This is a genomic window from Curtobacterium sp. VKM Ac-1395 (assembly GCF_015350975.1).
In the GTDB taxonomy this organism is placed as follows: domain Bacteria; phylum Actinomycetota; class Actinomycetes; order Actinomycetales; family Microbacteriaceae; genus Curtobacterium.
Genome location: NZ_JADKRX010000004.1, coordinates 29,817 through 54,678, shown reverse-complemented (window position 1 = coordinate 54,678; position 24,862 = coordinate 29,817). Strand labels below are relative to the sequence as shown.

Below are 24,862 nucleotides of genomic sequence, written 5' to 3'. Positions count from 1 at the left end.
CGCAGTGACACAGCACTCCACGACGACCGCCCGGACTGATCCAGTCCGGGCGGTCGTCGTCGTTGCGGCAGGGTCCGGCACACGACTCGGCCTCGGCACGGCGAAGGCGTTCGTGCCCGTCGCCGGACGGGTGATGCTGGCGCGGGCGCTCGACCCGCTGTTCACGCTCGCCGAGCCCGTGTTCGTGGTCGTCGTCGCGCCCGCCGCCCTGCTGGAGCGGTGCCGCGAGGTCGTCCATGACGTCGCCGGGGTCGCCTCCGGGTACACGGCGGTCGTCACCGGCGGGGTCGACCGGCACGCGTCCGTGCAGGCCGGGCTCGCCGCGCTGCCGTCGTCGGTGCAGTGGGTGCTCGTGCACGACGCCGCCCGTTGCCTGACGCCGGCGTCGCAGTTCGAGGCCGTCTTCGACGCGGTGGCGCAGCACGGGTGCGGGATCATCCCGGCGCTGCCGGTCACGGACACCGTCAAGCGCGTGTCGGGTGACGTCGTGGTCGAGACCGTCGACCGCTCGTCGCTCGTCGGGGTGCAGACCCCGCAGGGCTTCCCGGTGTCCGAGCTGCGGGCGGCCTACGCGGCGTCGAGGCAGTCCGAGACCGACGACGCCGGGGTGTTCCAGGCCGCCGGCGGCACCGTGCGGTTCGTGCCCGGGGATGCGGACGCGTTCAAGATCACGACGGCGTGGGACCTGCGGCGGGCCGAGGCGGTCGTCGCCGCTGGTGCTGGTGCTGGTCCTGGTCCTGGGCCTGGGCCTGGGCCTGGTCCTGGTCCCGGTTCTGGTCCTGGTGCTTCGTCCGACGGGTCTGCGTTCCGGGTCGGGCTCGGCATGGACGTGCACGCGTTCGACGCCGCTGCGCCGTGCCGGGTCGGCCTGCTCGACTTCCCCGGTGATCCCGGCCTGGCCGGTCACAGCGACGGTGACGCGGTCGCGCACGCGGTGTGTGACGCGCTGCTCTCCGCCGGCGGGCTCGGTGACATCGGCAGCCGGTTCGGCACGTCCGACCCCGCCTACGCCGGCGCCACCGGGGACGTCTTCGTCCGCGGCGCGGTCGAGGCACTGGCGTCCGTGGGCCTGCGCCCCGAGCGCGTCACCGTGCAGGTCATCGGCAACCGCCCGCGGATCGGTGCCCGGCGCGACGAGATGCAGGACGCGCTCGCCTCCGTCGTCGGTGCCCCCGTCGCGGTCTCCGGCACGACGACGGACGGCCTCGGGTTCACCGGTCGTGGCGAGGGGCTGGCCGCGATCGCGACGGCAGTCGTCCACCGGGCCTGAAACCCCAGCGCCCCGCCGATTAGGGTTGTGCCGTGACCGTTCGCCTCTACGACTCCCGTGCCGCAGACGTCGTCGACCTCGTCCCCCTGGTCGACGGACAGGTCAGCATGTACGTCTGCGGTCCGACGGTGCAGTCGTCGCCGCACGTCGGACACCTGCGTTCCGCCCTGGTGTACGACATCTGGCGCCGCTGGCTGACGCACCGTGGCTACCGCGTGACGCTCGTCCGCAACGTCACGGACATCGACGACAAGGTGCTCGACCTGGCCGCCGGCACCGACGAGCCCTGGTGGGCGCGGGCGTACCGCGTCGAGCTCGAGTTCAGCGCCGGGTACGCCGCGCTCGGCATCCTCCCGCCGACCTACGAACCCCGTGCCACCGCCAGCATCCCGGAGATGCAGGACATCATCGCGCGGCTCGTCGAACGGGGCCACGCCTACCCCGCGGCCGACGACTCCGGTGACGTCTACTTCGACACCGGCAGCTGGGCGTCGTACGGCGAGCTGACCCGGCAGCGCCGCGAGGACATGGTCGACGCCACCGACGCCGACCCCCGCGGCAAGCGCGACGCCCGCGACTTCGCCCTCTGGAAGGGCGCCAAGGCCGGCGAGCCCGCCACCGCGTCGTGGGACTCCCCGTGGGGTGCCGGTCGCCCCGGGTGGCACATCGAGTGCTCCGCGATGTCCCGGCGCTACCTGGGCCCGGCGTTCGACATCCACGGCGGCGGCCTCGACCTGCGCTTCCCGCACCACGAGAACGAACTGGCGCAGTCGACGGCAGCCGGCGACCCGTTCGCGTCGTACTGGCTGCACAACGGCCTGGTGTCGGTCGGCGGCCAGAAGATGTCGAAGTCGCTCGGCAACTCCGTGTTCGCAGCCGACCTGCTCGCATCCGCGCCCGCCGTCGTCGTGCGCTACGCCCTCGGCGCTGCCCACTACCGCTCGACGATCGACCACAGCGACGGCTCCCTGGCCGAGGCCGAGGCCGCGCTCGACCGCATCGCCGGGTTCCTCGACCGGGCAGCCACGCGACTCGAAGGCGTCTCGCTGCGGGACGCCCCCGGGGTGCCCGAGGCCTTCGCCGACGCGATGGACGACGACCTCGCGGTGCCCCAGGCCCTGGCCGTCCTGCACGAGACCGTCCGCGCCGGGAACGCCGCGCTCGACACGGACGATGCGGATGCGCTCGGGACCGCGTACCATCAGGTGGCTGCGATGGTGGAGGTGCTCGGCATCGACCCGCGAGCGTCTCACTGGTCCGGCGCCGGTCAGGACACCTCTGCCGCACCGCTCGCCGCCCTCGTCGAACGCCTCGTGCAGGAGCGTTCGGACGCCAGGGCCGCGCGGGACTTCGCCACAGCCGACCGCGTGCGCGACGACCTCGCCGCTGCGGGCATCACGATCGAGGACACCTCGTCCGGACCACGTTGGAGCATCGCCTAGCGACGCACCGCCGCCACGAGCGGCACCGAAGTCGCTCACGCGGCGCTGAAGGAGCAGACCATGAAGAACGTCTCGGGGAACAAGAAGGGCCGACCCGGTGCCGTGCGCTCCGGGCGCAAGGGCAACAAGCAGGTCGGCTCCGGCGGCCAGGGCGCCCAGGCGCTCGAAGGCCGCAAGCCCACGCCCAAGGCCGAGGACCGCCCGTACCACCCCGCCGGCAAGCGGAAGGCCGCGAAGGACCGCTTCGAGGCCGCCCGCGGTCGGCACGGCGCGTCCAGCACGCCCCAGGGTCGCACCGGTCGTCCGCCGCAGCGCAAGACCGACGACTCCGAGCTGGTCACCGGCCGCAACTCGGTGCTCGAGGCCCTCCGCACCAAGACCCCGTCGACGACGCTCTACGTCGCCACCCGCATCGAGGTCGACGACCGCGTCAAGGAGATCCTGACGCTGGCGAACCACCGCGGTGTGCCGATCATCGAGATGATGCGCCCCGAGCTCGACCGCATCACCGGGCACGACAGCGTGCACCAGGGCGTCGCGCTCAAGGTCCCCGCGTACGAGTACTCCGTGGCCGAGGACATCGTCGAGCGTGCGTTCTCCCGCGACCAGGTCCCGCTGCTGGTCGCCCTCGACGGCATCACCGACCCCCGCAACCTCGGCGCGATCATCCGCTCCACCGCGGCGTTCGGCGGTCACGGCGTCATCGTGCCGCAGCGTCGGTCGGTCGGCGTGACGGCCTCGGCGTGGAAGACCTCCGCCGGTGCCGCTGCCCGCACCCCCGTCGCGATGGCCCCGAACCTGACGCAGACGCTGAAGTCGCTGAAGTCGATGGGCCTCTTCGTGCTCGGGCTCGACGGTGACGGGGACGTGGAGCTCGACGCCCTGCAGCTCGCCGACCGCCCGATCGTGATCGTGGTCGGTTCCGAGGGCAAGGGCCTGTCCCGCCTGGTCACCGAGACCTGCGACGCGATCGTCTCCATCCCGATCTCGTCCGCCACGGAGTCCCTCAACGCCGGCATCGCCGCGAGCGTCACCCTGTGGGAGGTCGCCCGCCGCCGTCGCAACGGCTAGGCGCGGCGCGCCAGCCCCTTCAGATCGCACTTCGTGTCGTCACCCCGTCGGGTGAGGCGACACGGAGTGCGATCCCATGTTGGGGGTGGAGGGGTGGGGTCGAGTGGTCGCGACTCCCCGTCGGCGTTCCGCCGAGTGGTCGCGCGCCGTCGCTGCGCGACGCTCCGGACGACGACGTGTGACCGGTCGGCTGACCTGAGCGGGGTGTCGTGACCGGTCAGCAGCCAGCTTCCGGTGACGCGACCGCCTGGAGGCCCGGTGCCGGTCTGCGGGACCGGCGCCGGGCCTCCAGGCGGTCGCATCGCACTGCGCCGGGCCGACTGGTCAGGACTCTCCGCGGGCGCACCGCCGAGTGGTCACGAGACCCCGCGCGCGCAGCGCCGCGTGGTCAGGACTCCCCGTCGGCGTTCCGCCGAGTGGGCACGCGCCGTCGCTGCGCGACGCTCCGGACGACGACGTGTGGCCGGTCGACGGACCTGAGCGGGGTGTCGTGACCGGTCAGACGGTGGCGCGCCAGTCCTCGGCCTCGTCGTCCTCGTCCACGTCACCGTCGGCGTCGACGAGCGGGATCGGCACGGTGATGGAGGACGTCGGCGGGTTGATCAGCAGACGCTCGTCACGGCGGTGGCGGAGCACGTCGTTGATGTACGCGGTCGTGGCCTCGGGCAGGGAGACGGAGCGCTCCTCCTGCTGCGACATGAACCAGCGGTGCTCGAGCAGCTCGTGGAAGACCTCGGCGGGTTCGAGCCGACCGCGGAGGTCACGCGGGATCGCCCGGACGACGGGCTCGAAGACGCGGGAGACCCACTCGTGCGCGACCATCTCCTCGTCGAGCTCCCCGCGACCGTTCCGCGCGCGGTAGGCGTCGAGGTCGTTGAGCAGGCGTCGGGCCTGGTTCTCGCCGGCGTCGAGCCCGGTGAGGCGGAGCAGGCGTCGCTGGTGGTGCCCGGCGTCGACGACCTTCGGCTGGATGCGCACCTGGTCACCGCCGGCGGCCGTGTTGATCGAGAGCTCCTCGATGTCGAAGCCCAGCGCGTTGAGGCGTTCGACGCGGTCGTTGATGCGCCAGCGTTCCTTGGCGTCGAACTGCTCGGTGCCGGTGAGCTCCTTCCAGAGCGTCCGGTACTGGGCGACGATCCGGTTCGAGACGTCCACGGCGTCGGCGTTCTCGTCGAGCCGGCCGCCGGCTTCGAGGTCGAGGAGCTCGCCGGCGATGTTCACGCGCGCGACCTCGAGGTCGTTCTCGCGCTGCCCGTTCGACAGGCCGCCCGGGTAGAGCTTGCCGGTCTCCGCGTCGACGAGGTAGGCGGCGAACGAGCCGGCGTCGCGGCGGAACAACGTGTTCGACAGGGAGACGTCGCCCCAGTAGAAGCCGATGATGTGCAGCCGGACCAGCAGCAGCGCGAGGGCGTCGACGAGTCGCGTGGCGGTCTCCGGCCGGAGCGTCTGTGAGTACAGCGCCCGGTAGGGGAGCGAGAAGCGGAGGTGCCGGGTGACGAGCGCGGGGTGCAGGGGCTCGCCGTCCGCGCTGACGCGGTTCGTGATGACGGCGACCGGGTCCACGCACGGGACGTCCATCCGCTGCAGGGTGCGGAGCATCTCGTACTCGGAGCGGGCGATCTCCTCGCCGGTCTCCTTCACCGCGACGACGTACCCGCTGAGGTGCACGAAGCGGACCAGGTGCCGCGAGATGCCCTTCGGCAGCGCGACGATCGTGTCGTCGGGCCAGGCGTCGAGCGGCAGGTCCCACGGCAGGTCGAGCAGTCCGGGGTCGACGGTGGCTGCGGTGATGGACAACGAGTCGGGCACGGTGGTTCCTTCGGGTGCTCGGACGGGAGGCACGGTGCGCGTCATCGGGTCTGCGTGCGTCCCGGGGACGGAACGACGGGAGCCCGCCACCCGCCCTTGTGAGGCGGGCGCGGGCTCCCGGGGTGGTGCTGTGGATCAGGCGCTGATGACGGCCTTGTCGTCGAGGCGGTCGCCCGACTCGGAGTCGAACATGTGGACGTGGCCCTGCTTCGGGCTGATGACGATCGTGTCGCCGATCGACGGGTGGTTGCGGCCGTCGACGCGGGTGACGATGTCGGTGCGCGTGCCGTTGACGTCAGCGTGACCGTAGAGGTAGCCGTCGGCGCCGAGCTCTTCGATGACGTCGACCGTGACCGGGAGGCCTTCGCCACCGTGCGAGACGACGACGTCTTCGGGACGGACGCCCACGGTGATCTGCTTCGAGCGCGCGTTGCCGAGCGTGTCGCGGTCGACCGGGTGGTTGAGCGAACCGAAGCTGATGCCGCCTTCGAGCACGTTGGCGGGGAGCAGGTTCATCGCGGGCGAACCGATGAAGCCGGCGACGAAGACGTTGTTCGGCTTCTCGTAGAGGTCACGCGGGGTGCCGACCTGCTGCAGGATGCCGTCCTTGAGCACCGCGATGCGGTCGCCCATGGTCAGCGCCTCGGTCTGGTCGTGCGTGACGTAGACGGTCGTGACGCCGAGACGACGCTGCAGCGACGCGATCTGGGTGCGCGTCTGGACGCGGAGCTTGGCGTCGAGGTTCGACAGCGGCTCGTCCATGAGGAACACCTGCGGCTGACGGACGATCGCACGGCCCATCGCGACGCGCTGACGCTGACCACCGGAGAGCGCCTTCGGCTTGCGGCCGAGGTACTGCTCGAGGTCGAGGAGCTTGGCGGCTTCCTGCACGCGGGTGGCGCGCTCTTCCTTGCCGACGCCGGCGATCTTGAGCGCGAAGCCCATGTTCTCGGCGACGGTCATGTGCGGGTACAGCGCGTAGTTCTGGAAGACCATCGCGATGTCGCGGTCCTTCGGCGGGACGTCGGTGACGTCGCGGTCGCCGATGCGGATCGCGCCGGAGTTCACCTCCTCGAGCCCCGCGAGCATGCGGAGCGAGGTCGACTTGCCACAGCCCGACGGGCCGACGAGGACGAGGAACTCGCCGTCAGCGACGTCCAGGTCGAGGGAGTCCACCGCGGGGCGGTTGCCTCCGGGGTACAGACGGGTTGCCTTGTCATAGGTGACGGACGCCATGAGCGTTCGGTCCTTTCTCCACCGGCAGGTACGTGCCGGACGATCCGAGTGAAGCGGTACGCCCGTGAGGGCCCCGGATGGTCGTCGTCGACCATCGGGCTCATACAAGCACGAGTACAGACCCCCGCGCCACCCTTTCGGGGCTCATCGGCACACTCCCAGGGCTGATTGGGCGGTTCCCAGAGCGCCCCACTACGATCGACGGGTCTGTCCGCCTGCGGGGGTGAGCGCGAGCGGGCCCTGATCAGGAGGAACCCTTCGTCATGACGAACCGCCCCGAGGGTGATGCCCGCGCCGAGCGGAACCAGCGCCGAGCAGCCGCCCGGGAACGCGCCGCCAAGGCCCGTCTCCAGCAGAAGCGACGCCAGCGCGGAGTCCGCCTCGGGCTGCAGGTCGGCCTCGGCGTCGTCCTGCTCGCCGCGGCGACGGTCGTGACGCTCGTCCTCCTCGACTCCACCAAGCCGGCTGGCCCCGGTCCGTCGTCGATGCCCCAGGGCGGGATCACGATCGCCCAGGGCATGACGCCCGTGTCCGAGACCGGTTCGAGCGCGTCCTCGTCGCCGAGCGCGTCGACCAGCGCCTCGGCCGGTGCGGAGCCGGTCCGGATCACCATGTACGTCGACTACCTCTGCCCGTTCTGCGGCCAGTTCGAGAAGGCGAACAGCGACTACATCGAGGGCCTGGTCGAGTCAGGGGTGGCCACGGTGGACATCCACCCGATCGCCATCCTCGCCAACCGCTCGCAGGGCACGAAGTACTCGCTCCGCGCGGCCAACGCCGCCGCCTGCGTCGCGCAGTCCTCGCCGGACCAGTTCTTCGCCGTCAACCGGGCGCTCTTCGCCGCCCAGCCGGAGGAGAACACCCCCGGGCTCACCGACGCGCAGCTGAAGAAGGTCGTCGGCGGGGTCCGCGGCATCGAGGCGAAGTCGACGATCGCGAAGTGCATCGACGACCAGCGCTACGGCAAGTGGGTCGACGAGCGCACCACGGCGGTGTCGGGCGGGGACATCGCCGGGTCATCCCTGAAGGACTTCCCGGGAACGCCGCTCGTCCTCGTGAACGGGCAGCAGTACGAGTACTCGCAGCCGTTCACGAACGAGGAGTTCCGCACGTTCGTGATCACCGTGGCCGGGTCCGGCGAGCAGACGCCGACCCCCACGCCCACCCCGTCGGCGTCGGCGTCGGCTTCCGCCTCAGCCTCCGCTTCCTGACCGGTCACGACACCCCGCGTGGTGCATGCCGAGCGGCCACTGACCGTCGCTCCGCGTCGATGCGACCGACGATCGGTGACCCGTCGGCGGACGTGAGCGGGGAGTCCTGACCGCTCGGTGGACCGTGTGCCGCGGTGGACGCGACCGCCTGGAGGCCCGGTGCCGGTCCGGCGGCCGGGTGACGGGCCTCCAGGCGGTCCCGCCCGGTGAGCGGGGCTCGCCGAGCGGTCACGACACCCCGTCGGATGCGCGCCGAGCGGCCAGAGGCCGTCGCCGCGCGCCGCCCCGGCTGACGGTCTACGACCGGTCGGCGGATGTGAGCGGGGAGTTGCGACCGGTCGGCCCACGACGGTCTGCGACCGGTCCGGCGGCCGGGTGACGGGCCTCCAGGCGTTCCCGCCCGGTGAGCGGGGCTAGAGGGACGAGCCGGGGATGCTGAGCGTGTCGCAGGTCAGCGCGCCCTGCTCGTAGCCGCGCTCGAACCAGCGCTGCCGCTGCTCGCTCGACCCGTGCGTGAAGGAGTCCGGGTCGACGTGTCCGCTCGAGCGCTCCTGGATGCTGTCGTCGCCCACGGCGCTGGCGGCCGACAGGGCGTCCGCGATCTGCGCGCGGGTGAACGGCTCGAAGAAGGTCTGGCCGTTGGCGGACTCCGTCGACGCGGCGTTCCCCACCCACGCGCCGGCGTAGCAGTCGGCCTGCAGTTCGACGCGGACGCTGCCTGAGGACGCCCCGGTGCCGCTGCGGTCGGTGTCGGCGAAGGTGCCCTGGAGCTGCTGCACGTGGTGGCCCCACTCGTGGGCGACGACGTACATCTGCGCGAGCGGACCGCCCGAGGAGCCGTACTTCGACTGCAGGTCGTCGTAGAACGCGGTGTCGAGGTAGAGCGCGCGGTCCGGCGGGCAGTAGAACGGGCCCGTCGACGCCGAGGCCGTGCCGCACGCGGTGTCCGTCGAGCCGTCGAACAGGTAGAAGTCCGGGGTCGTGTAGGAGACGCCGAGCTGCCGGCTCTCCGCCGTCCAGTAGGCGTCGAGGGACTCGGCGGCGCCCTCCATGCGGCAGTCGACGTCGGCGTTCGCGTCGCGGCCGGTGCGGCACTCGGTCACCGGTTCGGCCGTCGCTCCGCCGCCCTGGATCTGGGTGAGTCCGCCGTCGCCACCGACGACGCCGCTGAGGTCGAAGCCGGTGAACTGCGCGATGAGGAACACCAGGACCGCGACCCCGACCCCGCCACCGGCCACAGCGGTCGTCGTCCGTCCGCGGCGCTTGACCTTGCCGCCCTGCAGTCGGGAGTCGTCGTTGAACGTCATGCTGACGAATGTACGGATCACCGGGCGTTGTGGTGCGCGGCGTACCGTCGGCCGTGTCGGGACCAGCCGACACCTGTCGCACAACGACGGGCGCCCACGACGGAAGGAACAGCCATGGCCACCCCCATCACCACCGTGATGAGCCCCGCCCGCTACGTGCAGGGACGCGGTGCGATCACCCGCGTCGGGGAGTTCGTCGCCCCGGTCGGCTCCCGTCCGCTCATCGTCGCCGACGACGTCGTGTGGGGCATCGTCGAGTCCGCCGTCACCGAGAGCTTCGAGGCCGCCGGGCTCCCCGTCGAGCGTGTCGGCTTCGGCCGGTTCGCGACGCCGGCAGCCGTGGACGCGCTGGTCGAGCGCATCCGTGCCACCGGGTCCGACGTCGTGGTGGGCCTCGGCGGCGGGTCGGCGATCGACGCCGCCAAGGCCTCCGGGCACCTGGCCGACGTCCGGTGGGCGAGCGTGCCGACCGCGGCCTCGACCGACGCCCCGACCTCGGCGCTCGCGGTGATCTACTCCGAGGAGGGCGAGTTCATCGAGTACCGCTTCTTCCCGCACAACCCGGACCTCGTGCTCATCGACACGCAGCTCGTCGCGAATGCCCCGGTCCAGTTCCTCGTCGCCGGCATCGGTGACGCCCTGGCCACCTGGGTCGAGGCCCGGGCCGCCAAGCGCGCGAACGCCGACACGATGGCGGGCGGACGTCAGACCGAGACGGGCGTCGCCCTGGCGCAGCTGTCCTGGGACCTGCTGCACGACAACGCCCTGCAGGCGATCGAGGCCGTGAAGGCGAAGGTCGTCACCCCCGCGCTGGAGAAGGTCGTCGAGGCGAACACCCTGCTGTCCGGCCTCGGGTTCGAGTCCGGTGGGCTGGCGGCCGCGCACGCGATCCACAACGGCCTGACCGCGGCCCCGCAGGCGCACGGCCTGGCGCACGGGCAGAAGGTCAACATCGGCACGCTCGCGCAGCTCGTGATGGAAGGGGCGCCCGCAGCGGAGATCGAGGACTTCGTCGTCTTCACGACCCGGGTCGGTCTGCCGAACACGCTCACCGAGATCGGGCTCACGGTCGAGGACACCGACGTGCTCCGCGCGGTCGCCGACGCCGCCACGGTGGAGAGCGAGACCATCCACAACATGCCGTTCCCCGTGACCCCGGACCTGGTCGTCGACGCGCTGATCGCGATCGAGGGCCTCAGCCGGAGCATCCGCGCCGCGCACGGGCTGCCCGAGCCCGAGCGGTACGTCGCGAAGCACTGACGGAACGAGTCAGTACTGACGGAACGAGTCAGCACGGACGGACCGAGGCGGCGCTGACGGAACGGGGAGTAGGACGGGACCATGCCGAAGCTCGATGAACGTCACCCCCTGTTCCTGCTCGCGATGGACCAGCGCTCGTCGCTGCTCGAGCACACCTACGACGAGTCCGGCGGTGAACCGGCCGACGAGGCCGAGTCCGCACGGGTGCGCGCCGGCAAGCAGCTCGTCTACCGCGGGGTCCTGACGGCGCTCGCCGCCGGTGCGTCCCGCGAGCGGACGGGCGTGCTCGTCGACGAGCTCTACGGTGCCGACGTCGCCCGTCTGGTCAAGGAGGCCGGCCTGCAGCTCGCGATGCCGATCGAGCGGTCGGGGCGCGAGTGGTTCGAGCTCGAGTACGGCGACGACTGGATGGCGCACGTCGACTCCTTCGACCCGGACTGGGTGAAGGTGCTCGTCCGCGACAACCCCGCGTACGACGCCGAGCCCCGGGCGCAGCAGGCGTCGGACCTCGCCGAGGTCGCCACGGCCCTGCGCGACGCCGGCCGCCCGTTCCTCGTCGAACTGCTCGTCCCCGGCACCGACGAGCAGAAGGCATCGGTCGAGGACTACGACCTCGACCTCCGCCCGGACCTCGTCGTGCAGGTGCTCGAGTACCTGCAGGACCACGGGGTCGAGGCCGACGTCTGGAAGCTCGAGGGCCTCGACCGCTCCGAGGACGCCGAGCGCGTCGTCGCGACCGCCCGCCGTGACGGCCGCGACTCGGTGCAGTGCATCGTCCTCGGCCGCGACGCCCCCGAGGAGCAGCTCGACCACTGGCTGCGCACCGCGGCACCGGTCGACGGCTTCGTCGGGTTCGCGATCGGCCGGAGCAACTGGGAGGAGCCGCTCGAGGACGTGGTGCACGAGGGCCTCGACACCGAGGCGGCAGAAGGCCTCATCGCGGCGAACTACCGCCACTTCGTCGACACCTGGCTCGAGGCCCGCGGTGACGTCGAGGACGGTGTGGACGCCGGCGGCATCTGACCCGCGGTCAGGTCCGGATGAGCGGCTCCATCGCCGCGAGGTCGGCCGCGATCCCGACGTCGACGAGCTCGATCCGTCCGGCGAGGGTCGCGGCCGGACCGCGCAGCAGCCCGGCCTTCACCCCACCGAACGTCACGGTGACGTCGGCGTGCAGGACGTGGTCGTCCGCGATCCCGCCGGTGTCGACGTCGATGCCGCTCGGCACGTCCACCGCGACGACGAAGGGCGCCCGCTGGTCGCGCGCGAGCTCGCGGATCGCGTGGACGCACTCCCGCGCGGGGGAGCGGAGCGCGGACGCCCCGGACACCCCGATGCCGAGGATCCCGTCGAGAACCAGGTCGGCGCGGAGCGCCGCCTCGGTCGTCAGCTCCGCCAGACGGTCGGCGTCCGACGGCACCGCAGCCCGCAGGACGTCCGCGGCGCCGGCAGTGGACGCGCCCGTCCCGGAGTCGGACGGTCCACCCAGGAGGCTGCACCCGGCCTCCAGGGCGGCGGCCATCCCCGACTCGTGGACCCGACTGCCGACCCGGACCACCTCGACGGTCCGGCCGGCGGCTGCGAGCCGCGCGCCGGCGAAGAGGGCGTCGCCGCCGTTGTCGCCGCTGCCGACGAGGAGCAGGACCGTGCCGGGGCCGTCGCCCGGCCGTTCGGCCGGGTCGTCGAGCAGTGCGCCGACGATGGCGGCCAGGCCGTCGGCCGCCCGCTGCATGAGGGGTTCGCCCGCGTCGAGGTGGGGCCGCTCAGCCGCCCGGATCTGATCGCCGCCGTAGCCGTCCATGCGGTCCACAGTGCCCCGATACCCTGAGAGGCCATCTCACTCGTCCCCGCCGCTCCCCGACCCCGCGCCGTGATGTCGCCCGACGGCCGCTCCATCGCCACGTACGACTTCGGCGACCAGGACGCCCCCGTCGTCGTCGCCGTCCACGGGTTCGCCTCCGGGGCCGTGCTGAACTGGCATGCGTCCGGGTGGACCCGCGACCTCGTCCGGGCCGGGTACCGCGTCGTCGCCCTCGACCAGCGTGGACACGGGGCGTCGTCGAAGCCGCACGAACCGAGTGCGTACTCGATGGACCTGCTCGTCGCGGACGTCATCGCGGTGATCGACACGTACCTGCTCGACGACGTCGCGTTCCTCGGGTACTCCCTCGGCGCGCGTGTCGGGTGGCACACCGCCGAACGTCTGCCGGACCGGATCAGCCGGGCCGTCTTCGGTGGGATCCCGGACGCCGACCCGATGCGGCGCGTGCGGGTCGACCAGGCGCGGGCGTTCATCACCGACGGCACCCCGGTCGAGGACCGCGTGACGAACGGCTACCTGACGATGGCGGCCGGTGTCGACGGGAACGACCTCGGGGCACTCGTGGCGATGGTCGAGGGCATGCGGAACAGCATCGAACCGACGCCGGCGAACGCCCCCGCGCAGCCGATCCTGATGGCGGCCGGCAGCGAGGACGGCATCCGGGACAGCGCCGTGCGGCTGGCCGAGGCCGCGCCGAACGCGTCGTTCTTCGAGATCCCGGGGCGGAACCACTTCAATGCTCCGACGTCGCGGCCGTTCCGCGAGGCGGCGATCGCGTTCCTCGGACAGGGGCTGTGACGGGTACTGCCAGGCCCTCTCGACTGCGGGGCACGCGGGCGTAGCGTCCGCGCCATGGAACACAGAACCCTCGGGAACAGCGGGACAGCGGTGTCCACCCTGACCCTCGGCACCATGACCTTCGGCAGCGAAGCCGACGAACCCACCTCCCACGCCATCCTCGACGCGTTCGTCGCGGCCGGCGGCACCCTGGTCGACACGGCCGACGTGTACTCCGGCAACGAGTCGGAGCGCATCATCGGGCGCTGGCTCTCGTCCCACCCGACCGAGGCCGCCCAGGTGGTCCTCGCCACGAAGGGCCGCTTCCCGCAGGGCGACGGCCCGAACGACCTCGGGCTCTCGCGCCGGCACCTCCGCGTGGCGCTCGACGCCTCGCTGGACCGCCTCGGGGTCGAGCACATCGACCTGTACCAGATGCACGCGTGGGACGCCCTGACCCCGATCGAGGAGACCCTGCGCTTCCTCGACGACGCCGTCTCCGCGGGCAAGATCGGCTCCTACGGGTTCTCCAACTACCTCGGTTACCAGGTCACCAAGGCCGTGTACGAGGCGAAGGCCCACCACTTCGCACCGCCCGTGACCCTGCAGCCGCAGTACAACCTGCTCGTCCGCGACATCGAACACGAGGTCGTGCCCGCCTGCCTCGACGCCGGCATCGGCCTGCTGCCCTGGTCCCCGCTCGCCGGCGGCTGGCTGTCCGGCAAGTACCAGCGCGACGAGGCCCCGACCGGTGCGACCCGCCTCGGCGAGAACCCGGAGCGCGGCATGGAAGCCTGGCGCGCTCGGAACGACGACGAGCGCACGTGGGAGGTGCTCGACGTCCTCTCCGGAGTGGCGGACGCGCACGACGCCTCGCGCTCGCAGGTCGCCCTCGCCTGGCTGCTCGCGCGTCCCGCCGTCACGAGCGTCATCCTCGGCGTGCGCACGCTCGACCAGCTCGCCGACAACCTCGGCGCGGCCGACCTGGTGCTCGACGAGGCCGAGCTCCAGGCGCTCACGGACGCCAGCGCACCGCGCATCGACGACTACCCGTACGGCACCGCCGGTGTCGCGCAGCGCGAGCGGAAGATCGCCGGCGGCCGCTGACCCGCCACCACCGATCCCGCAGCCGTCGCTGGACGCCGGCTGCGGGATCAGTGCGGGAAGCCGCGAGGTCGGCTGGGACCTCTTCACAAGCGCCTCGGCGCAGTGTCATCATCCTGGTACGGCCGGCTGGTTACCGCGCCGAGCGCCGGAACGCCCCCTGATCCGTGTTCCACCTGCGCCGAAGGCCCGAGCGACATCGTCGCCCGGGCCTTCGCTTCGCTCCCGTAGGATCTCGGGGTGCAGACCCGCGACCTCCAGGGCCCCTCCCAGCGGGCCGGGGTCCGCGTCGTCGCACTCGTGCTCCTCGCCGTCGCCACCGCGTACCAGTGCTTCTGGCGGATCGGTGCGGAGAACGTCGGTGGGGACGAGGCGACGTACGTCAAGGCCGGCCTGGCCTACGTGCACGGGGCGTTCGACCAGAACCGCGAGCACCCGCCCACGGCGAAGTACCTGTTCGGCCTGGCCCAGCTCGTGTTCGGCGACGGGGCCACCGCGCCCCGGGTGCTCGTCGGTGTGCTGGTCGTGCTCGGTGCCGGCGTGCTGTTCCTCTGGCTGCGCGTCGAGATCGGCTTCTGGGCCGGCTACGGCGCCGCGGCCCTCTGGACGCTGACACCGCGCGGGGGCGCCGGCGCGCGGATCGACCGCGTCGCGCTGCTCGACCCGGTGATGGTGTTCTTCGCCCTCACCGCGCTGTTCGCGATCTGGATGTGGATGCGGACCGACCGAGGGTGGTGGTTGCCCCTGTCCGCGGTGCTGATGGCCGCGTCGGTCACCTCGAAGGCGTCGACGCTCGTGCTCCTGCCAGCGTTCCTGCTCGCCCCGGTGCTGTTCCGCCGCTGGCGCGCGCTCGTGGTCGGCGGGGCGGTGTGGCTCGCGGTGTTCGTGGTGACCGTCGTCGCGCTGTACGCCCCGATGGGCATCCGCTCTGCCGTCACCTACATGCTCGAGTTCCAGGAGGGGCAGAACCGCAACGGACACCTCGCACAGATCGACGGGCGGACGTACCAGTTCGCCCCCTGGTGGGCCAATGCCTGGTACCTCGTGCACGGCGTCGGCACCCCGGTGTTGGTCGTGCTCGGGATCGGGGTGCTGCTGGCGCTCGTGGTCCGTCCGGGGCGCCTCGTCGTGTTCGTGGCCGTGCCGCTCGTCCTGCTCGGGGTGTTCTACGCGGTGGCGGCGAAGATCGCCCTGCCCACGTACTACTCGGCGTGGATGCCGTTCATCGTGCTGCTCGCCGCCATCGGCTTCGCGCGACTGGCCGCCCTCCCGCCGCGGCGGCTCACGGCGGCCGCGGCGTCGCTCCTCGTCGTCGCGGCCGTGGTCGGCAGCGCACCGCTGGCGAAGACCGTCTGGGAGACCCGCTCCACCGGCGTCGCACGACTGCTGCCGCTGCTCCGGCACGAAGGGGTGGGCGGCGGGCGGATCTTCTTCGGGGCGATCACGCCGAGCGACTACGACCAGTACGTCGGGTCGCGCGGCGTGCGGGACGTGGTCGACGCACCGTTCGTGGCGATCGTCGTGGGGACGGACCGGCGCTTCCCACTGCCGCCCGAGGTGCAGTCGCTGCTGGAGACGCAGCGGTCCTCGTTCGACCGGGTACGGCTCGACCGGGTCGTCGTGTGGATCCCGGACGGCGAGGTCGTGCGCGACGGAGCAGGACTCACCATCCGGAGGTGAGGCCGGAGCTGCCGACGGACTTGGGGCCAGCAGCGGGACTTGAACCCGCAACCCCCGTATTACCCCTACGCGTCTTCCGGTAGATACCCGCGGCTAGCGGAACCTGCTCTGACCGGGGCGTTGTCCTGTCACGGAGTTCCGGTAGATGTCTCTGGATGCGTCCCATTCTGCGGGGTGAGTGCGGGCCAGATTCCCCAGACTCGCGCGCACCGCGAGGGGCAGCACGCTAGCGGTCAGCGTGAGTGCACCGGGGGGAGGGTCGCCCCGGTGATTGACGGTGGTTCCGGTCACGATCTGCGCATAGGTAGCCGTCGTCGCGATCGTTGGTCGCCAGAGGAACCGTTCAGCGTACCCAAAGACGCACGTGGAGTCGATGAGCGGCCGTTGAATCCGCCGATGCCCGTGCGTTCGTTGGTGCAGTTCCCGAGCCGCCTGGACCGCGTTGAGGGCCACACGCTGGCGATGACACCGGACGCGGTCCTCGTGGAGTGGGGTGAGCGAACGACCCGGCGGTCGGCTTGGGTGTGGCGGCGAGCCGTTCGGCATCGAGCTGAAGCCGTAGCGTCCCTTATATTGCGCGACCCCCCGGTCAGGGTGAGTGCCAACCCACGGGCGGTGAGTTAACATCAACCCATGCTCCCTCCCCTGACGCTGGTTCGCCCCGAAGCACGCAGCCAGGACGTCGGCAGTGACGGCCTGACAGATGACGAGCGCTCGGAATACGCCGCGGATTATCACGCCACGGTCGCGCGGAAGACGCTGAAGGCGGTCGAAAAAGATGTGATCGAGCGTTGGCTCGCGTCGCGTGCCGCTAACTGACCTCGACTGGCAGGACGCTAGGCAAGAGCATCTGAAGGATTTCAACGGGTTCACTTGCGCAGAGCCTGCTCAAGCCGAGTGGGATCGGATCAGGCGGGAAAAGCTCCACCCTCAGCCATGGCAGCTTTCAGTTCAGTCTGCCGTCCGGAGCATGAGCCTGCCTTTGCCGTCTGATGAGATGGCTTTGCTGCTCTACTCAGCGGGCACCCTGGCTGGCGTCTCGCGCTTTGGGTGGACAGACGGTGGCGAACAGTTGCTCGTCATGACCATCGCAAGGGACGTCCGTTTCAAGGGCCAAGGGGTGGGAGCGGAACTCCTACGGCAGACCCTGGAATATCTTCGCGCCGCCCGCGATGCAGCTGATTCGGGGTGCGGGGCTTTTGCACGCATTGATCATCGCAATCTGCAAAGCAAGAGGGCATTCGAAGGTGCAGGGTTTGCGTATCTCGAGGATGATTATGAGGATCCAAACCTCGAATATTGGATGCATGACCTGCTGTAGCGCTGGTGGGCTATGTTTGATCGGGCTTCAACATTGAATGTAACTGGCTTTCTCGCGTCGTTCGTGGGCGCGCCGCGTCGCGTCATGCCCGCTGCTTGATCCACTCCGCTGCTTCGTACGGGAGCCGGAAGTCGTAGTCCCCTTGTCCTTCCCACTGGGTACCGGGCACGATGCCACCGACCGCAACGATGCGGTGCAGGGTCTCGGTCGGGACCTGCTCGTCGGCGTGCTCGAGCAGCCAGGCCCGGGTGTCGTCGTCGAGCTTCGGCCACCAGTTCTGCACGTCGAAGATGCCGCGGTCGTGCCAGACGCCGTCGACGAGCTCGGAGACGAGGTTGCCGGCGAAGATGCTCACGGTGTCGCCGCGGTCTCGAATGACGACGCCGGTCAGTCCCTCATGCTTCGCGGTGCGCTCACCGGCCGCCTTTGCCTCGGCGATCGTCTTGTACACGCCTGTCCGGTAGGGTCCGTCCGCCTCGTGGGGCCGCTCGTTCTCGTGCTCGATGGCGTACGTCATGGTCGGACTGTACCTTCGGAGGATCGAGCACGTCGAGAAAGGCGTAAAAGTGAAGTACACGTACAAGATCAACGATGGCGTCAGTGGCATGTCTTTTCACGGAAGCGTGAACGCCGCTGACTACGAGCACAACGACGGCTACTACGACTTCTACGACGGATTCGGGAACAATCGCGAGAAGGTCGAATCGATCTCCGACAGGCTCATCGCGCGGATCGCCCGCGTCGAGAAGTCCTGAAACGAAAGACCCCCTCGGGTTCCCGAAGGAACCCGAGGGGGTCTTGTCGTGCAGGGCTACAGCGCGTGGAGAGCAGCCGACACCCAGCGCGCCGCATCAGCGCGCCCACGGGCGTTCGGGTGGAGCGCGTCGGCGAACGGACTCTCGACAGGATCATCCTCCCGGCGCTCGGTGAGTTGGCGGTCCTCGAAGCCACTCCTGAGCGGCTGCAGCGGTTCATGGACCAGGTGATCATGAACCACGGCCCCGCCTCGGCGAGGATGTGTCGCGCCGTCCTGAGCGGGATGCTCGGGTTCGCCGTCCGCAACGACGCCGCGCGCACGAACGCCGTCCGGGAGCTTGAGCGCGTCTCTCAGCGGCGGGACGGAGCCACTGCCCTAAGTGCTGAGCAGCTACAGGATCTCTTTGTCCGTGCGGACCTGGATGCACGCCTGCGTCAGTTGGACCTGCCCGACCTGCTTCGTTTCATGGCGGGTACGGGGTGCCGGGTAGGGGAGGCGTGCGCGATGGTCTGGGATGACGTGCACCCGGGGGCCGTACATATCCACTCGACGGTAGTACGCATCCCCGGGGCCGGCTTACTGCGCCAGGACCATGGCAAGACTCAGGGGTCGGACAGGCGGATCGCGATTCCCGAACACGTCGACGCGATGCTCCGACGACGAGCGGCATCGCGAGGCGACGGAGAGCTGGTCTTCCCGTCGCCCCTCGGAAACCTGCGTGACCCGAACAACACGCAGGCCGACTCGCGGGATGCTCGAGACCGTATCGGGTTCGCCGGGGTGAAGCTGCACGCGTTCCGAAAGACAGTCGCGACGCTGCTCGACGGTTCAGGGCTGTCCGCCAGGGACGTCGCCGAGTACCTGGGGCACAAGAACCCCTCGATGACGCAGGACAGGTACATGGGCCGGAACACCGGCAGCGAGCGAGCCGCGCAAGCTCTGTCGAAGCTGACTGACTGAACGTCAATCCGCGGGGTAAGTGCGGGGTGCAACGGGAAAGCCCCGATCCGGAACTCCTAGAAACGGTTCCTGATCGGGGCTTTTCGGGCCAGCAGCGGGACTTGAACCCGCAACCCCCGTATTACAAGTACGGTGCGCTACCAATTGCGCCATGCTGGCTGACGCCCTCATCGTACCAACGAGGGCGTCCGGGTCACTCGCCCTGCGCGGAGAAGTTCAGCGACAGCGAGTTCATGCAGTACCGGTCACCGGTCGGGGTGCCGAAGCCGTCCGGGAACACGTGCCCGAGGTGCGAGCCGCAGTTCGCGCAACGGACCTCGGTGCGGGCCATGCCGAGCGAACGGTCCTCGATGAGCGTGACGGCCTGGGGGTCGACCGACTCGTAGAACGACGGCCAGCCGCAGCCGGAGTCGAACTTCGTGCCGCTCTTGAACAGCTCCGCGTTGCACGCCGCACAGGTGTAGATGCCGGCGCGCTCCTCGTCCAGGAGCTCACCGGTCCAGGGACGCTCCGTGCCGGCCTGCCGCAGCACGGCGTACTGCTCGGGGGAGAGCTCCTCGCGCCACTCGGCGTCTGACTTCTCGACGTTGTGTGCCATGGGTTCCTCCTGCTTTCCAGCCGTGGGTGTCGGCCACTTCAGTAAACTCGCCGCGATGTCCAGACATTCCGTGCACCGCACCCGCTGGGACCGCCTGACGACGGACGAACTGTACGGCATCGTGCGGTTGCGGAACCGGGTGTTCGCGCTCGAACAACACGTCTCGGCCGAGGACTTCGACGGCCGTGACCGCGAGCCCGACACCGAGCACTGGTGGTTCGGAACCGAGGCCGATGCGGTGGGGTACCTCCGCCTGATCCGACCCGCCCCGGACGAGCAGCACCCGGCGGACGCGGCAGCCCCGGCGTGGGTCGTCGGCCGTGTCGCCACCCACCCCGACCACCGAGGCACCGGCATCGCGAGCCGGCTCGTCGGCGCCGTCCTCGCCGAGCACGGGCACGAGCCGGTCGTCCTGCACGCCCAGGAGTACGTCGCCGCGCTCTACGAACGGCACGGCTTCGTCCGCTTCGGGGCACCGTACGCCGAGGCCGGCATCACCCACGTCGGCATGTACCGCCCCGGCGCGTGACCACTCCACCGCCGTCGACGCGGGAGCGCTACGCCGCCTACGCGGACCGGATCGCGGACGTCTCGCCGTCCTACGCCGCCTGGGCGCGGTCGCTCGACGACGACCTGGTCGCGCTCCTCGACACGGTGCCGCCGACCCAGCGGCAGCCCGAGCTGGTCTTCGCGGTCGCCCGCGGCCTGGGTGCCGACCCGTCGGACCCGGCCGCGCTCCGCGCACTCGGACAGGAGGCCCGCCCCGCGTTGGTCGCGGCCCTCGCCACCGCGACGGTGCAGGCCAACGACCCGCGACGGCTCGGTCCGCTGGTGCCGGTGGTCGCGGCGCTCGCCGCGGCCGTCGCACGGCCGCTCGGCCTGGTCGACGTCGGTGCCGCGGCGAGCCTGTGCTCGTTCCCGGACCGGGTGACGCTCGACCTCCGGGTGCACGATGGGCACAGTGGGGCGCGATCCGAGCTCGTGCGGATGCACACCGCGCCCGCGGGGCCGTCGCTCCGGCTGACCGCGGACGCGTGGGGAACCGTGCCGTCGCCGTCGGCCGCCGCGATCCGGGTCGCCGGGCGCGTGGCGCTCGACCCGCACCCCGTCGACCTGCGGATCCCCGGGGCCTTCGAACGGCTGGTGCAGGCCGTCCCGCCCGAGGCGACGGACCGGACCGCCCTGATGCGCGAGGCAGCGCGCGTGACGCTGGCCGAGCCTCCCGTCCGGATCACCGGCCGTGTACCGGACGACCTGGACCGCGCCCTCGACGCGCTGCCCGCGGACTGCGAGCCCGTCGTGCTGACGGCCGGCACCCTCGTCTACGTGCCGGGCGCCGACCGGCAGCGGTTCGTCGACCGCGTCACCGAGCGCGGCGTGCACTGGGTCGCGCTCGAACGCACCGGGATCCTCGCCGGGGTGGCCTCCACGCTGCCCGACGGGATCGACCCGGCGGACCCGGCGTGCTTCGCGACGGTGTCCCTCGACGGCGTGGCCCTGGCCGTCTGCGACGCGTTCGGCACCGCCACCCGGTGGTTCCGCGACCCGTCGCTGTGACGGTCCTGAGGGTGAATCCACGACAGTCCAGCGCCATGCCAGGGTGACCATCCGCCGCACCCCTACGATGTGCGAGACCCGTTGCCCGAATGTGATCGGACCGTCGTGACCACCATCCCCGCGGACGAGCTCAGTGAGCTCGCGAAGCACGTGCTCGCCTTCGAGCACGACCGCGCGCGGCACGACCGGACGAAGGAAGCGGAGATCCGGGTGGAGTTCGACATGTCCCCGGCCCGCTACTACCAGGTGCTCAACCGGGTGATCGACACACCGGCGGCGCTCGCGTACGACCCGCAGCTCGTCGGTCGACTCCAGCGTCTGCGGCGAACGCGGACGAGTGCACGCGCTGCTCGCAGCTTCGTCGCACCCGCCGACGCCCACCGAACCGAAGAGGAACGATGACGAGATTCTCCCATGACCGCTTCGACGACGTGACCGACGGGCCACGAGTCGGAGCGCACCGTGGTGTGCACCGTCGTGGCCGCGGCTGGATCGCGTTCGCCTGGGCTGCGCTCGCGACCGGGGTGCTCGTCGGCATCGGGGTGCTCGTGCTCGCGCTGCTGAACGGCAGCTACTCGTTCACCGGAGGCGGCAGCAGCTCGTCGCCGTCGTCGTCCGCGTCGTCGTCGGCGACCTCGTCCGCCTCGCCGTCCGCAGGCGGATCGAGCGGTCCGGACGCCGGCGCTGGTGCCGGTGACGCCTCGTCGCCCGCGGCGGCCGCACCGACGGACCAGGGCGCCACGACCGTGGTCGTGCTGAACGGGACGACCACGAGCGGGCTCGCCGCGAACGCGTCCACGAAGCTGACGACCGCCGGGTGGAAGGTCACGTCGACCGGGGACGCCGGCACGACGGGGGCGACCGCGACGATCGTGTACTACCAGCAGGCGTCGCAGGCGGCGGTCGCGCAGGGCATCGCGGCGTCGCTCGGGGTGACGGCCGTGCAGCAGTCGGCGGCGTTCCCGAACGCCGACGTCAGCGTGGTGCTCGGGGCGGACTACCGCGGCTGACCGGGTGCTTTCGCGGTGATTGATCCGCATTCCGCGGGGTCAATGTGACGACGGTGTTTCCGGCACGTTGAGTTCATGAGGAATCAGCGCGGAATGTGCGTGACAGCCCTTGTCCGGACGCCGTTCCTGATTAGAGTCACAAGTGGTCACCGGAGTGCTCGGAATGACGTCCCGCTTCGGGACGGACGCCAGGAACACCCGGGTGAGGCGTGCACGCACTCGGACCCGCGGCATCACCCGAACGATGCCGTTGATCGCTACAGCTGTACCGCAGGGAGCAACAGATCATGGCCAACGGAACCGTCAAGTGGTTCAACGCTGAAAAGGGCTTCGGCTTCATCACCGTCGATGGAGGGGGCCAGGACGTGTTCGTCCACTACTCGGCCATCGACATGAACGGCTACAAGGTCCTCGAGGAGGGCCAGGCAGTGACGTTCGACGTCGGCACGGGGTCCAAGGGCCCGCAGGCCGAGTCGGTGCGTCCGGCATAGTCAGCGAACCACCGCGAACGCGCCGTCCCCGTCGGGGCGGCGCGTTCGTCGTGTGCGGGGCGTGCTGCGTGCGCTCCCGGCCGGCGTCCGCGGGTTGGTGGGTCCGTGGTTCCGGAAGGTGTGGCGCGTGTTGCACTCTCAGGGGTCGAGTGCCAGAATCGGCTCTGGCACTCGGTGACGCTGAGTGCCAGAAGACCCCACGACGTCCGGGAGGGACGAGAACTCACATGGCTAAGATCATTGCTTTCGACGAGGAGGCCCGCCGTGGCCTCGAGCGCGGCCTGAACCAGCTGGCCGACGCCGTGAAGGTGACGCTCGGCCCGCGCGGCCGCAACGTCGTCCTCGAGAAGAAGTGGGGCGCCCCCACGATCACGAACGACGGTGTCTCCATCGCCAAGGAGATCGAGCTCGACGACCCGTACGAGAAGATCGGTGCCGAGCTCGTCAAGGAGGTCGCCAAGAAGACCGACGACGTCGCCGGTGACGGTACGACCACCGCGACCGTGCTCGCCCAGGCCCTCGTCCGCGAAGGCCTCCGCAACGTCGCCGCCGGTGCCGACCCCGTCTCGCTGAAGCGCGGCATCGAGAAGGCCGTCGCGGCCGTCTCGGACCAGCTGCTCGCGAACGCCAAGGAGATCGAGACCAAGGACCAGATCGCCGCAACCGCGTCGATCTCGGCTGCGGACCCGACCATCGGCGCGCTCATCGCCGAGGCCATCGACAAGGTCGGCAAGGAAGGTGTCGTCACCGTCGAGGAGTCGAACACCTTCGGCACCGAGCTCGAGCTGACCGAGGGCATGCGCTTCGACAAGGGCTACCTGTCGCAGTACTTCGTGACCGACCCCGAGCGCCAGGAAGCCGTCTTCGAGGACGCCTACATCCTGATCGTCAACTCGAAGATCTCGAACATCAAGGACCTCCTGCCGGTCGTCGACAAGGTCATCCAGGCCGGCAAGCAGCTCCTCATCATCGCCGAGGACGTCGACGGCGAGGCCCTGGCCACGCTCGTCGTGAACAAGATCCGCGGCATCTTCAAGTCCGTCGCCGTCAAGGCCCCGGGCTTCGGTGACCGTCGCAAGGCCATGCTCCAGGACATCGCGATCCTGACCGGTGGCCAGGTCATCTCCGAAGAGGTCGGCCTCAAGCTCGAGAACGCGACGCTCGACCTCCTCGGTCGTGCCCGCAAGGTCGTCATCACCAAGGACGAGACCACGATCGTCGAGGGCGCTGGCGACACCGAGCAGATCGCCGGCCGCGTGCGCCAGATCCGCTCCGAGATCGAGGCCACCGACTCCGACTACGACCGCGAGAAGCTCCAGGAGCGCCTCGCCAAGCTCGCCGGTGGCGTCGCCGTCATCAAGGCGGGTGCCGCGACCGAGGTCGAGCTCAAGGAGCGCAAGCACCGTATCGAGGACGCCGTCCGCAACGCGAAGGCTGCCGTCGAAGAGGGCATCGTCGCCGGTGGTGGCGTCGCCCTCATCCAGGCCGGCAAGGTCGCGCTCGACTCCCTCGAGCTCGAGGGCGACGAGGCGACCGGCGCGAACATCGTCCGCGTCGCCATCGACGCACCGCTCAAGCAGATCGCGCTCAACGCCGGTCTCGAGCCTGGTGTCGTGGCCGCCAAGGTCCGCGAGCTCGAAGCTGGTTGGGGCCTCAACGCCGCGACCGGCGAGTACGTCGACCTCATCGCCGCGGGCATCATCGACCCGGCCAAGGTCACGCGCTCGGCGCTGCAGAACGCTGCGTCGATCGCCGGTCTGTTCCTGACGACCGAGGTCGTCGTCGCCGAGAAGCCCGAGCGCGCCGCGGCCGCTCCGGCCGGCGACCCGACCGGTGGCATGGACTTCTAGTCCCAGCGCCACGGAAGGCCCCCGCACGCTCAGCGTGCGGGGGCCTTCCTGCGTCCGGGGGCGGGCGTCCGGGGGCGGGCGGTGCGTGCGTGCGCGGGTGCGCCCGTGCGTCCCGGGGCGTGCGGTGCGTGCGCGTCGCACGCGCGTGTGTGAGTCCAGTCCGACCGGTCACAACACCCCGCTCACGTCCGCCGAGCGGCCGCAGAACGTCGCTTGGGCTCGCTTCAAACGACCAGTTCGGACCAGTGGGCAGGTCACCGCCGGTGTGTCGTGACCTGTGGAAGCGCCGCCAGGGCGGGATCCGGGACGACGCGGTTCCGCACAGGAGG

At 70.7% G+C, this 24,862-nt stretch carries 25 protein-coding genes and 1 tRNA gene; 19 read left to right on the top strand and 7 right to left on the bottom strand.

What is annotated here, in order from left to right; translation table 11 throughout:
• Window positions 1-4 precede the first annotated feature (4 nt).
• From ispD to rlmB, 3 genes are read left to right on the top strand one after another with little or no spacing between them, the layout of a single operon-like run.
• Complete coding sequence (gene ispD / locus ITJ68_RS11890; protein WP_194661487.1) at window positions 5-1,270, top strand: 2-C-methyl-D-erythritol 4-phosphate cytidylyltransferase; 1,266 nt, start codon at window positions 5-7, stop codon at window positions 1,268-1,270.
• Between the two features lie 32 nt (window positions 1,271-1,302).
• Window positions 1,303-2,712, top strand: coding sequence for a cysteine--tRNA ligase (gene cysS / locus ITJ68_RS11885; RefSeq protein WP_194661486.1), 1,410 nt, complete (start codon window positions 1,303-1,305; stop codon window positions 2,710-2,712).
• A 60-nt stretch (window positions 2,713-2,772) separates the two neighbouring features.
• Entirely contained in the window at window positions 2,773-3,783 is a 1,011-nt protein-coding gene (gene rlmB, locus ITJ68_RS11880) for a 23S rRNA (guanosine(2251)-2'-O)-methyltransferase RlmB (RefSeq protein ID WP_194661485.1), read from the top strand.
• 498 nt (window positions 3,784-4,281) lie between these two features.
• On the opposite strand, the gene ITJ68_RS11875 is transcribed toward rlmB, so the two are convergent.
• Both ITJ68_RS11875 and ITJ68_RS11870 read right to left on the bottom strand, forming a co-directional pair.
• Complete coding sequence (locus ITJ68_RS11875) at window positions 4,282-5,592, bottom strand: DUF4032 domain-containing protein (RefSeq protein ID WP_194661484.1); 1,311 nt, start codon at window positions 5,590-5,592, stop codon at window positions 4,282-4,284.
• Between the two features lie 135 nt (window positions 5,593-5,727).
• The gene (locus ITJ68_RS11870; RefSeq protein WP_194661483.1) at window positions 5,728-6,828 is read right to left on the bottom strand and encodes an ABC transporter ATP-binding protein; all 1,101 of its coding nucleotides are present in this window, start codon (window positions 6,826-6,828) and stop codon (window positions 5,728-5,730) included.
• 263 nt (window positions 6,829-7,091) lie between these two features.
• On the opposite strand from ITJ68_RS11870, the gene ITJ68_RS11865 reads away from it, so the two are divergent.
• Window positions 7,092-8,039 carry a DsbA family protein gene (locus ITJ68_RS11865; protein WP_194661482.1) on the top strand — a complete coding sequence of 316 codons (948 nt, stop codon included), beginning with the start codon at window positions 7,092-7,094 and terminating at the stop codon, window positions 8,037-8,039.
• Between the two features lie 413 nt (window positions 8,040-8,452).
• Here ITJ68_RS11865 and ITJ68_RS11860 read toward each other — a convergent pair whose 3' ends face one another.
• Window positions 8,453-9,346, bottom strand: a complete 894-nt coding sequence (locus tag ITJ68_RS11860) for a neutral zinc metallopeptidase (protein ID WP_194661481.1) — start codon at window positions 9,344-9,346, stop codon at window positions 8,453-8,455.
• A 114-nt stretch (window positions 9,347-9,460) separates the two neighbouring features.
• Here ITJ68_RS11860 and ITJ68_RS11855 point away from each other — a divergent pair, with 114 nt between their 5' ends.
• Window positions 9,461-10,606: a glycerol dehydrogenase gene (locus tag ITJ68_RS11855; RefSeq protein WP_194661480.1), complete on the top strand. Its 1,146-nt coding sequence runs from the start codon at window positions 9,461-9,463 to the stop codon at window positions 10,604-10,606.
• A gap of 81 nt (window positions 10,607-10,687) precedes the next feature.
• A complete protein-coding gene (locus tag ITJ68_RS11850; protein WP_194661479.1) occupies window positions 10,688-11,629 on the top strand; it encodes a 2-deoxy-5-keto-D-gluconate 6-phosphate aldolase domain-containing protein in 942 nt (313 codons plus the stop codon).
• A gap of 7 nt (window positions 11,630-11,636) precedes the next feature.
• Here ITJ68_RS11850 and ITJ68_RS11845 read toward each other — a convergent pair whose 3' ends face one another.
• Entirely contained in the window at window positions 11,637-12,407 is a 771-nt protein-coding gene (locus ITJ68_RS11845) for an NAD(P)H-hydrate epimerase (protein WP_194661478.1), read from the bottom strand.
• A 72-nt stretch (window positions 12,408-12,479) separates the two neighbouring features.
• On the opposite strand from ITJ68_RS11845, the gene ITJ68_RS11840 reads away from it, so the two are divergent.
• From ITJ68_RS11840 to ITJ68_RS11820, 5 genes are all read left to right on the top strand, one after another.
• Window positions 12,480-13,226: an alpha/beta fold hydrolase gene (locus tag ITJ68_RS11840; protein ID WP_194661477.1), complete on the top strand. Its 747-nt coding sequence runs from the start codon at window positions 12,480-12,482 to the stop codon at window positions 13,224-13,226.
• A 54-nt stretch (window positions 13,227-13,280) separates the two neighbouring features.
• Window positions 13,281-14,312 (top strand): aldo/keto reductase, encoded by a 1,032-nt coding sequence (locus ITJ68_RS11835; protein ID WP_194661476.1) that lies wholly within the window; start codon window positions 13,281-13,283, stop codon window positions 14,310-14,312.
• A gap of 237 nt (window positions 14,313-14,549) precedes the next feature.
• Complete coding sequence (locus tag ITJ68_RS11830; protein ID WP_194661475.1) at window positions 14,550-15,989, top strand: ArnT family glycosyltransferase; 1,440 nt, start codon at window positions 14,550-14,552, stop codon at window positions 15,987-15,989.
• A 633-nt stretch (window positions 15,990-16,622) separates the two neighbouring features.
• On the top strand, window positions 16,623-16,808 hold the full coding sequence (locus tag ITJ68_RS11825) for a hypothetical protein (protein WP_194661474.1): 186 nt from the start codon (window positions 16,623-16,625) through the stop codon (window positions 16,806-16,808).
• A 151-nt stretch (window positions 16,809-16,959) separates the two neighbouring features.
• The gene (locus ITJ68_RS11820) at window positions 16,960-17,310 is read left to right on the top strand and encodes a GNAT family N-acetyltransferase (RefSeq protein WP_194661473.1); all 351 of its coding nucleotides are present in this window, start codon (window positions 16,960-16,962) and stop codon (window positions 17,308-17,310) included.
• Window positions 17,311-17,392: 82 nt separating this feature from the next.
• Here the strand turns inward: ITJ68_RS11820 and ITJ68_RS11815 are convergent, their stop codons facing one another.
• The gene (locus ITJ68_RS11815) at window positions 17,393-17,827 is read right to left on the bottom strand and encodes a hypothetical protein (RefSeq protein ID WP_194661472.1); all 435 of its coding nucleotides are present in this window, start codon (window positions 17,825-17,827) and stop codon (window positions 17,393-17,395) included.
• 49 nt (window positions 17,828-17,876) lie between these two features.
• On the opposite strand from ITJ68_RS11815, the gene ITJ68_RS11810 reads away from it, so the two are divergent.
• A complete protein-coding gene (locus ITJ68_RS11810; RefSeq protein ID WP_194661471.1) occupies window positions 17,877-18,065 on the top strand; it encodes a hypothetical protein in 189 nt (62 codons plus the stop codon).
• Window positions 18,066-18,184: 119 nt separating this feature from the next.
• Window positions 18,185-19,027 (top strand): site-specific integrase, encoded by an 843-nt coding sequence (locus ITJ68_RS11805; protein WP_194661470.1) that lies wholly within the window; start codon window positions 18,185-18,187, stop codon window positions 19,025-19,027.
• Between the two features lie 86 nt (window positions 19,028-19,113).
• On the opposite strand, the gene ITJ68_RS11800 is transcribed toward ITJ68_RS11805, so the two are convergent.
• Both ITJ68_RS11800 and msrB read right to left on the bottom strand, forming a co-directional pair.
• Window positions 19,114-19,186: transfer RNA gene (locus ITJ68_RS11800), tRNA-Thr, on the bottom strand.
• A gap of 34 nt (window positions 19,187-19,220) precedes the next feature.
• The gene (gene msrB / locus ITJ68_RS11795) at window positions 19,221-19,625 is read right to left on the bottom strand and encodes a peptide-methionine (R)-S-oxide reductase MsrB (protein ID WP_194661469.1); all 405 of its coding nucleotides are present in this window, start codon (window positions 19,623-19,625) and stop codon (window positions 19,221-19,223) included.
• Window positions 19,626-19,680: 55 nt separating this feature from the next.
• On the opposite strand from msrB, the gene ITJ68_RS11790 reads away from it, so the two are divergent.
• The 6 genes from ITJ68_RS11790 to groL all read left to right on the top strand — a co-directional run bounded on the left by ITJ68_RS11790 (window position 19,681) and on the right by groL (window position 24,533).
• Window positions 19,681-20,154, top strand: a complete 474-nt coding sequence (locus ITJ68_RS11790) for a GNAT family N-acetyltransferase (protein ID WP_194661468.1) — start codon at window positions 19,681-19,683, stop codon at window positions 20,152-20,154.
• Window positions 20,151-21,182, top strand: coding sequence for a DUF2332 family protein (locus ITJ68_RS11785; RefSeq protein ID WP_194661467.1), 1,032 nt, complete (start codon window positions 20,151-20,153; stop codon window positions 21,180-21,182). Before ITJ68_RS11790 ends, ITJ68_RS11785 begins: the two co-directional genes overlap by 4 nt.
• A gap of 105 nt (window positions 21,183-21,287) precedes the next feature.
• The gene (locus ITJ68_RS11780; RefSeq protein ID WP_268095552.1) at window positions 21,288-21,584 is read left to right on the top strand and encodes a DUF3263 domain-containing protein; all 297 of its coding nucleotides are present in this window, start codon (window positions 21,288-21,290) and stop codon (window positions 21,582-21,584) included.
• Complete coding sequence (locus tag ITJ68_RS11775) at window positions 21,581-22,192, top strand: LytR C-terminal domain-containing protein (protein WP_194661465.1); 612 nt, start codon at window positions 21,581-21,583, stop codon at window positions 22,190-22,192. The genes ITJ68_RS11780 and ITJ68_RS11775 overlap by 4 nt, the downstream gene beginning before the upstream one ends.
• A gap of 287 nt (window positions 22,193-22,479) precedes the next feature.
• A complete protein-coding gene (locus tag ITJ68_RS11770; protein WP_056120541.1) occupies window positions 22,480-22,683 on the top strand; it encodes a cold-shock protein in 204 nt (67 codons plus the stop codon).
• Window positions 22,684-22,910: 227 nt separating this feature from the next.
• The gene (gene groL, locus ITJ68_RS11765) at window positions 22,911-24,533 is read left to right on the top strand and encodes a chaperonin GroEL (protein WP_071273375.1); all 1,623 of its coding nucleotides are present in this window, start codon (window positions 22,911-22,913) and stop codon (window positions 24,531-24,533) included.
• The last annotated feature ends 329 nt before the right edge of the window (window positions 24,534-24,862 follow it).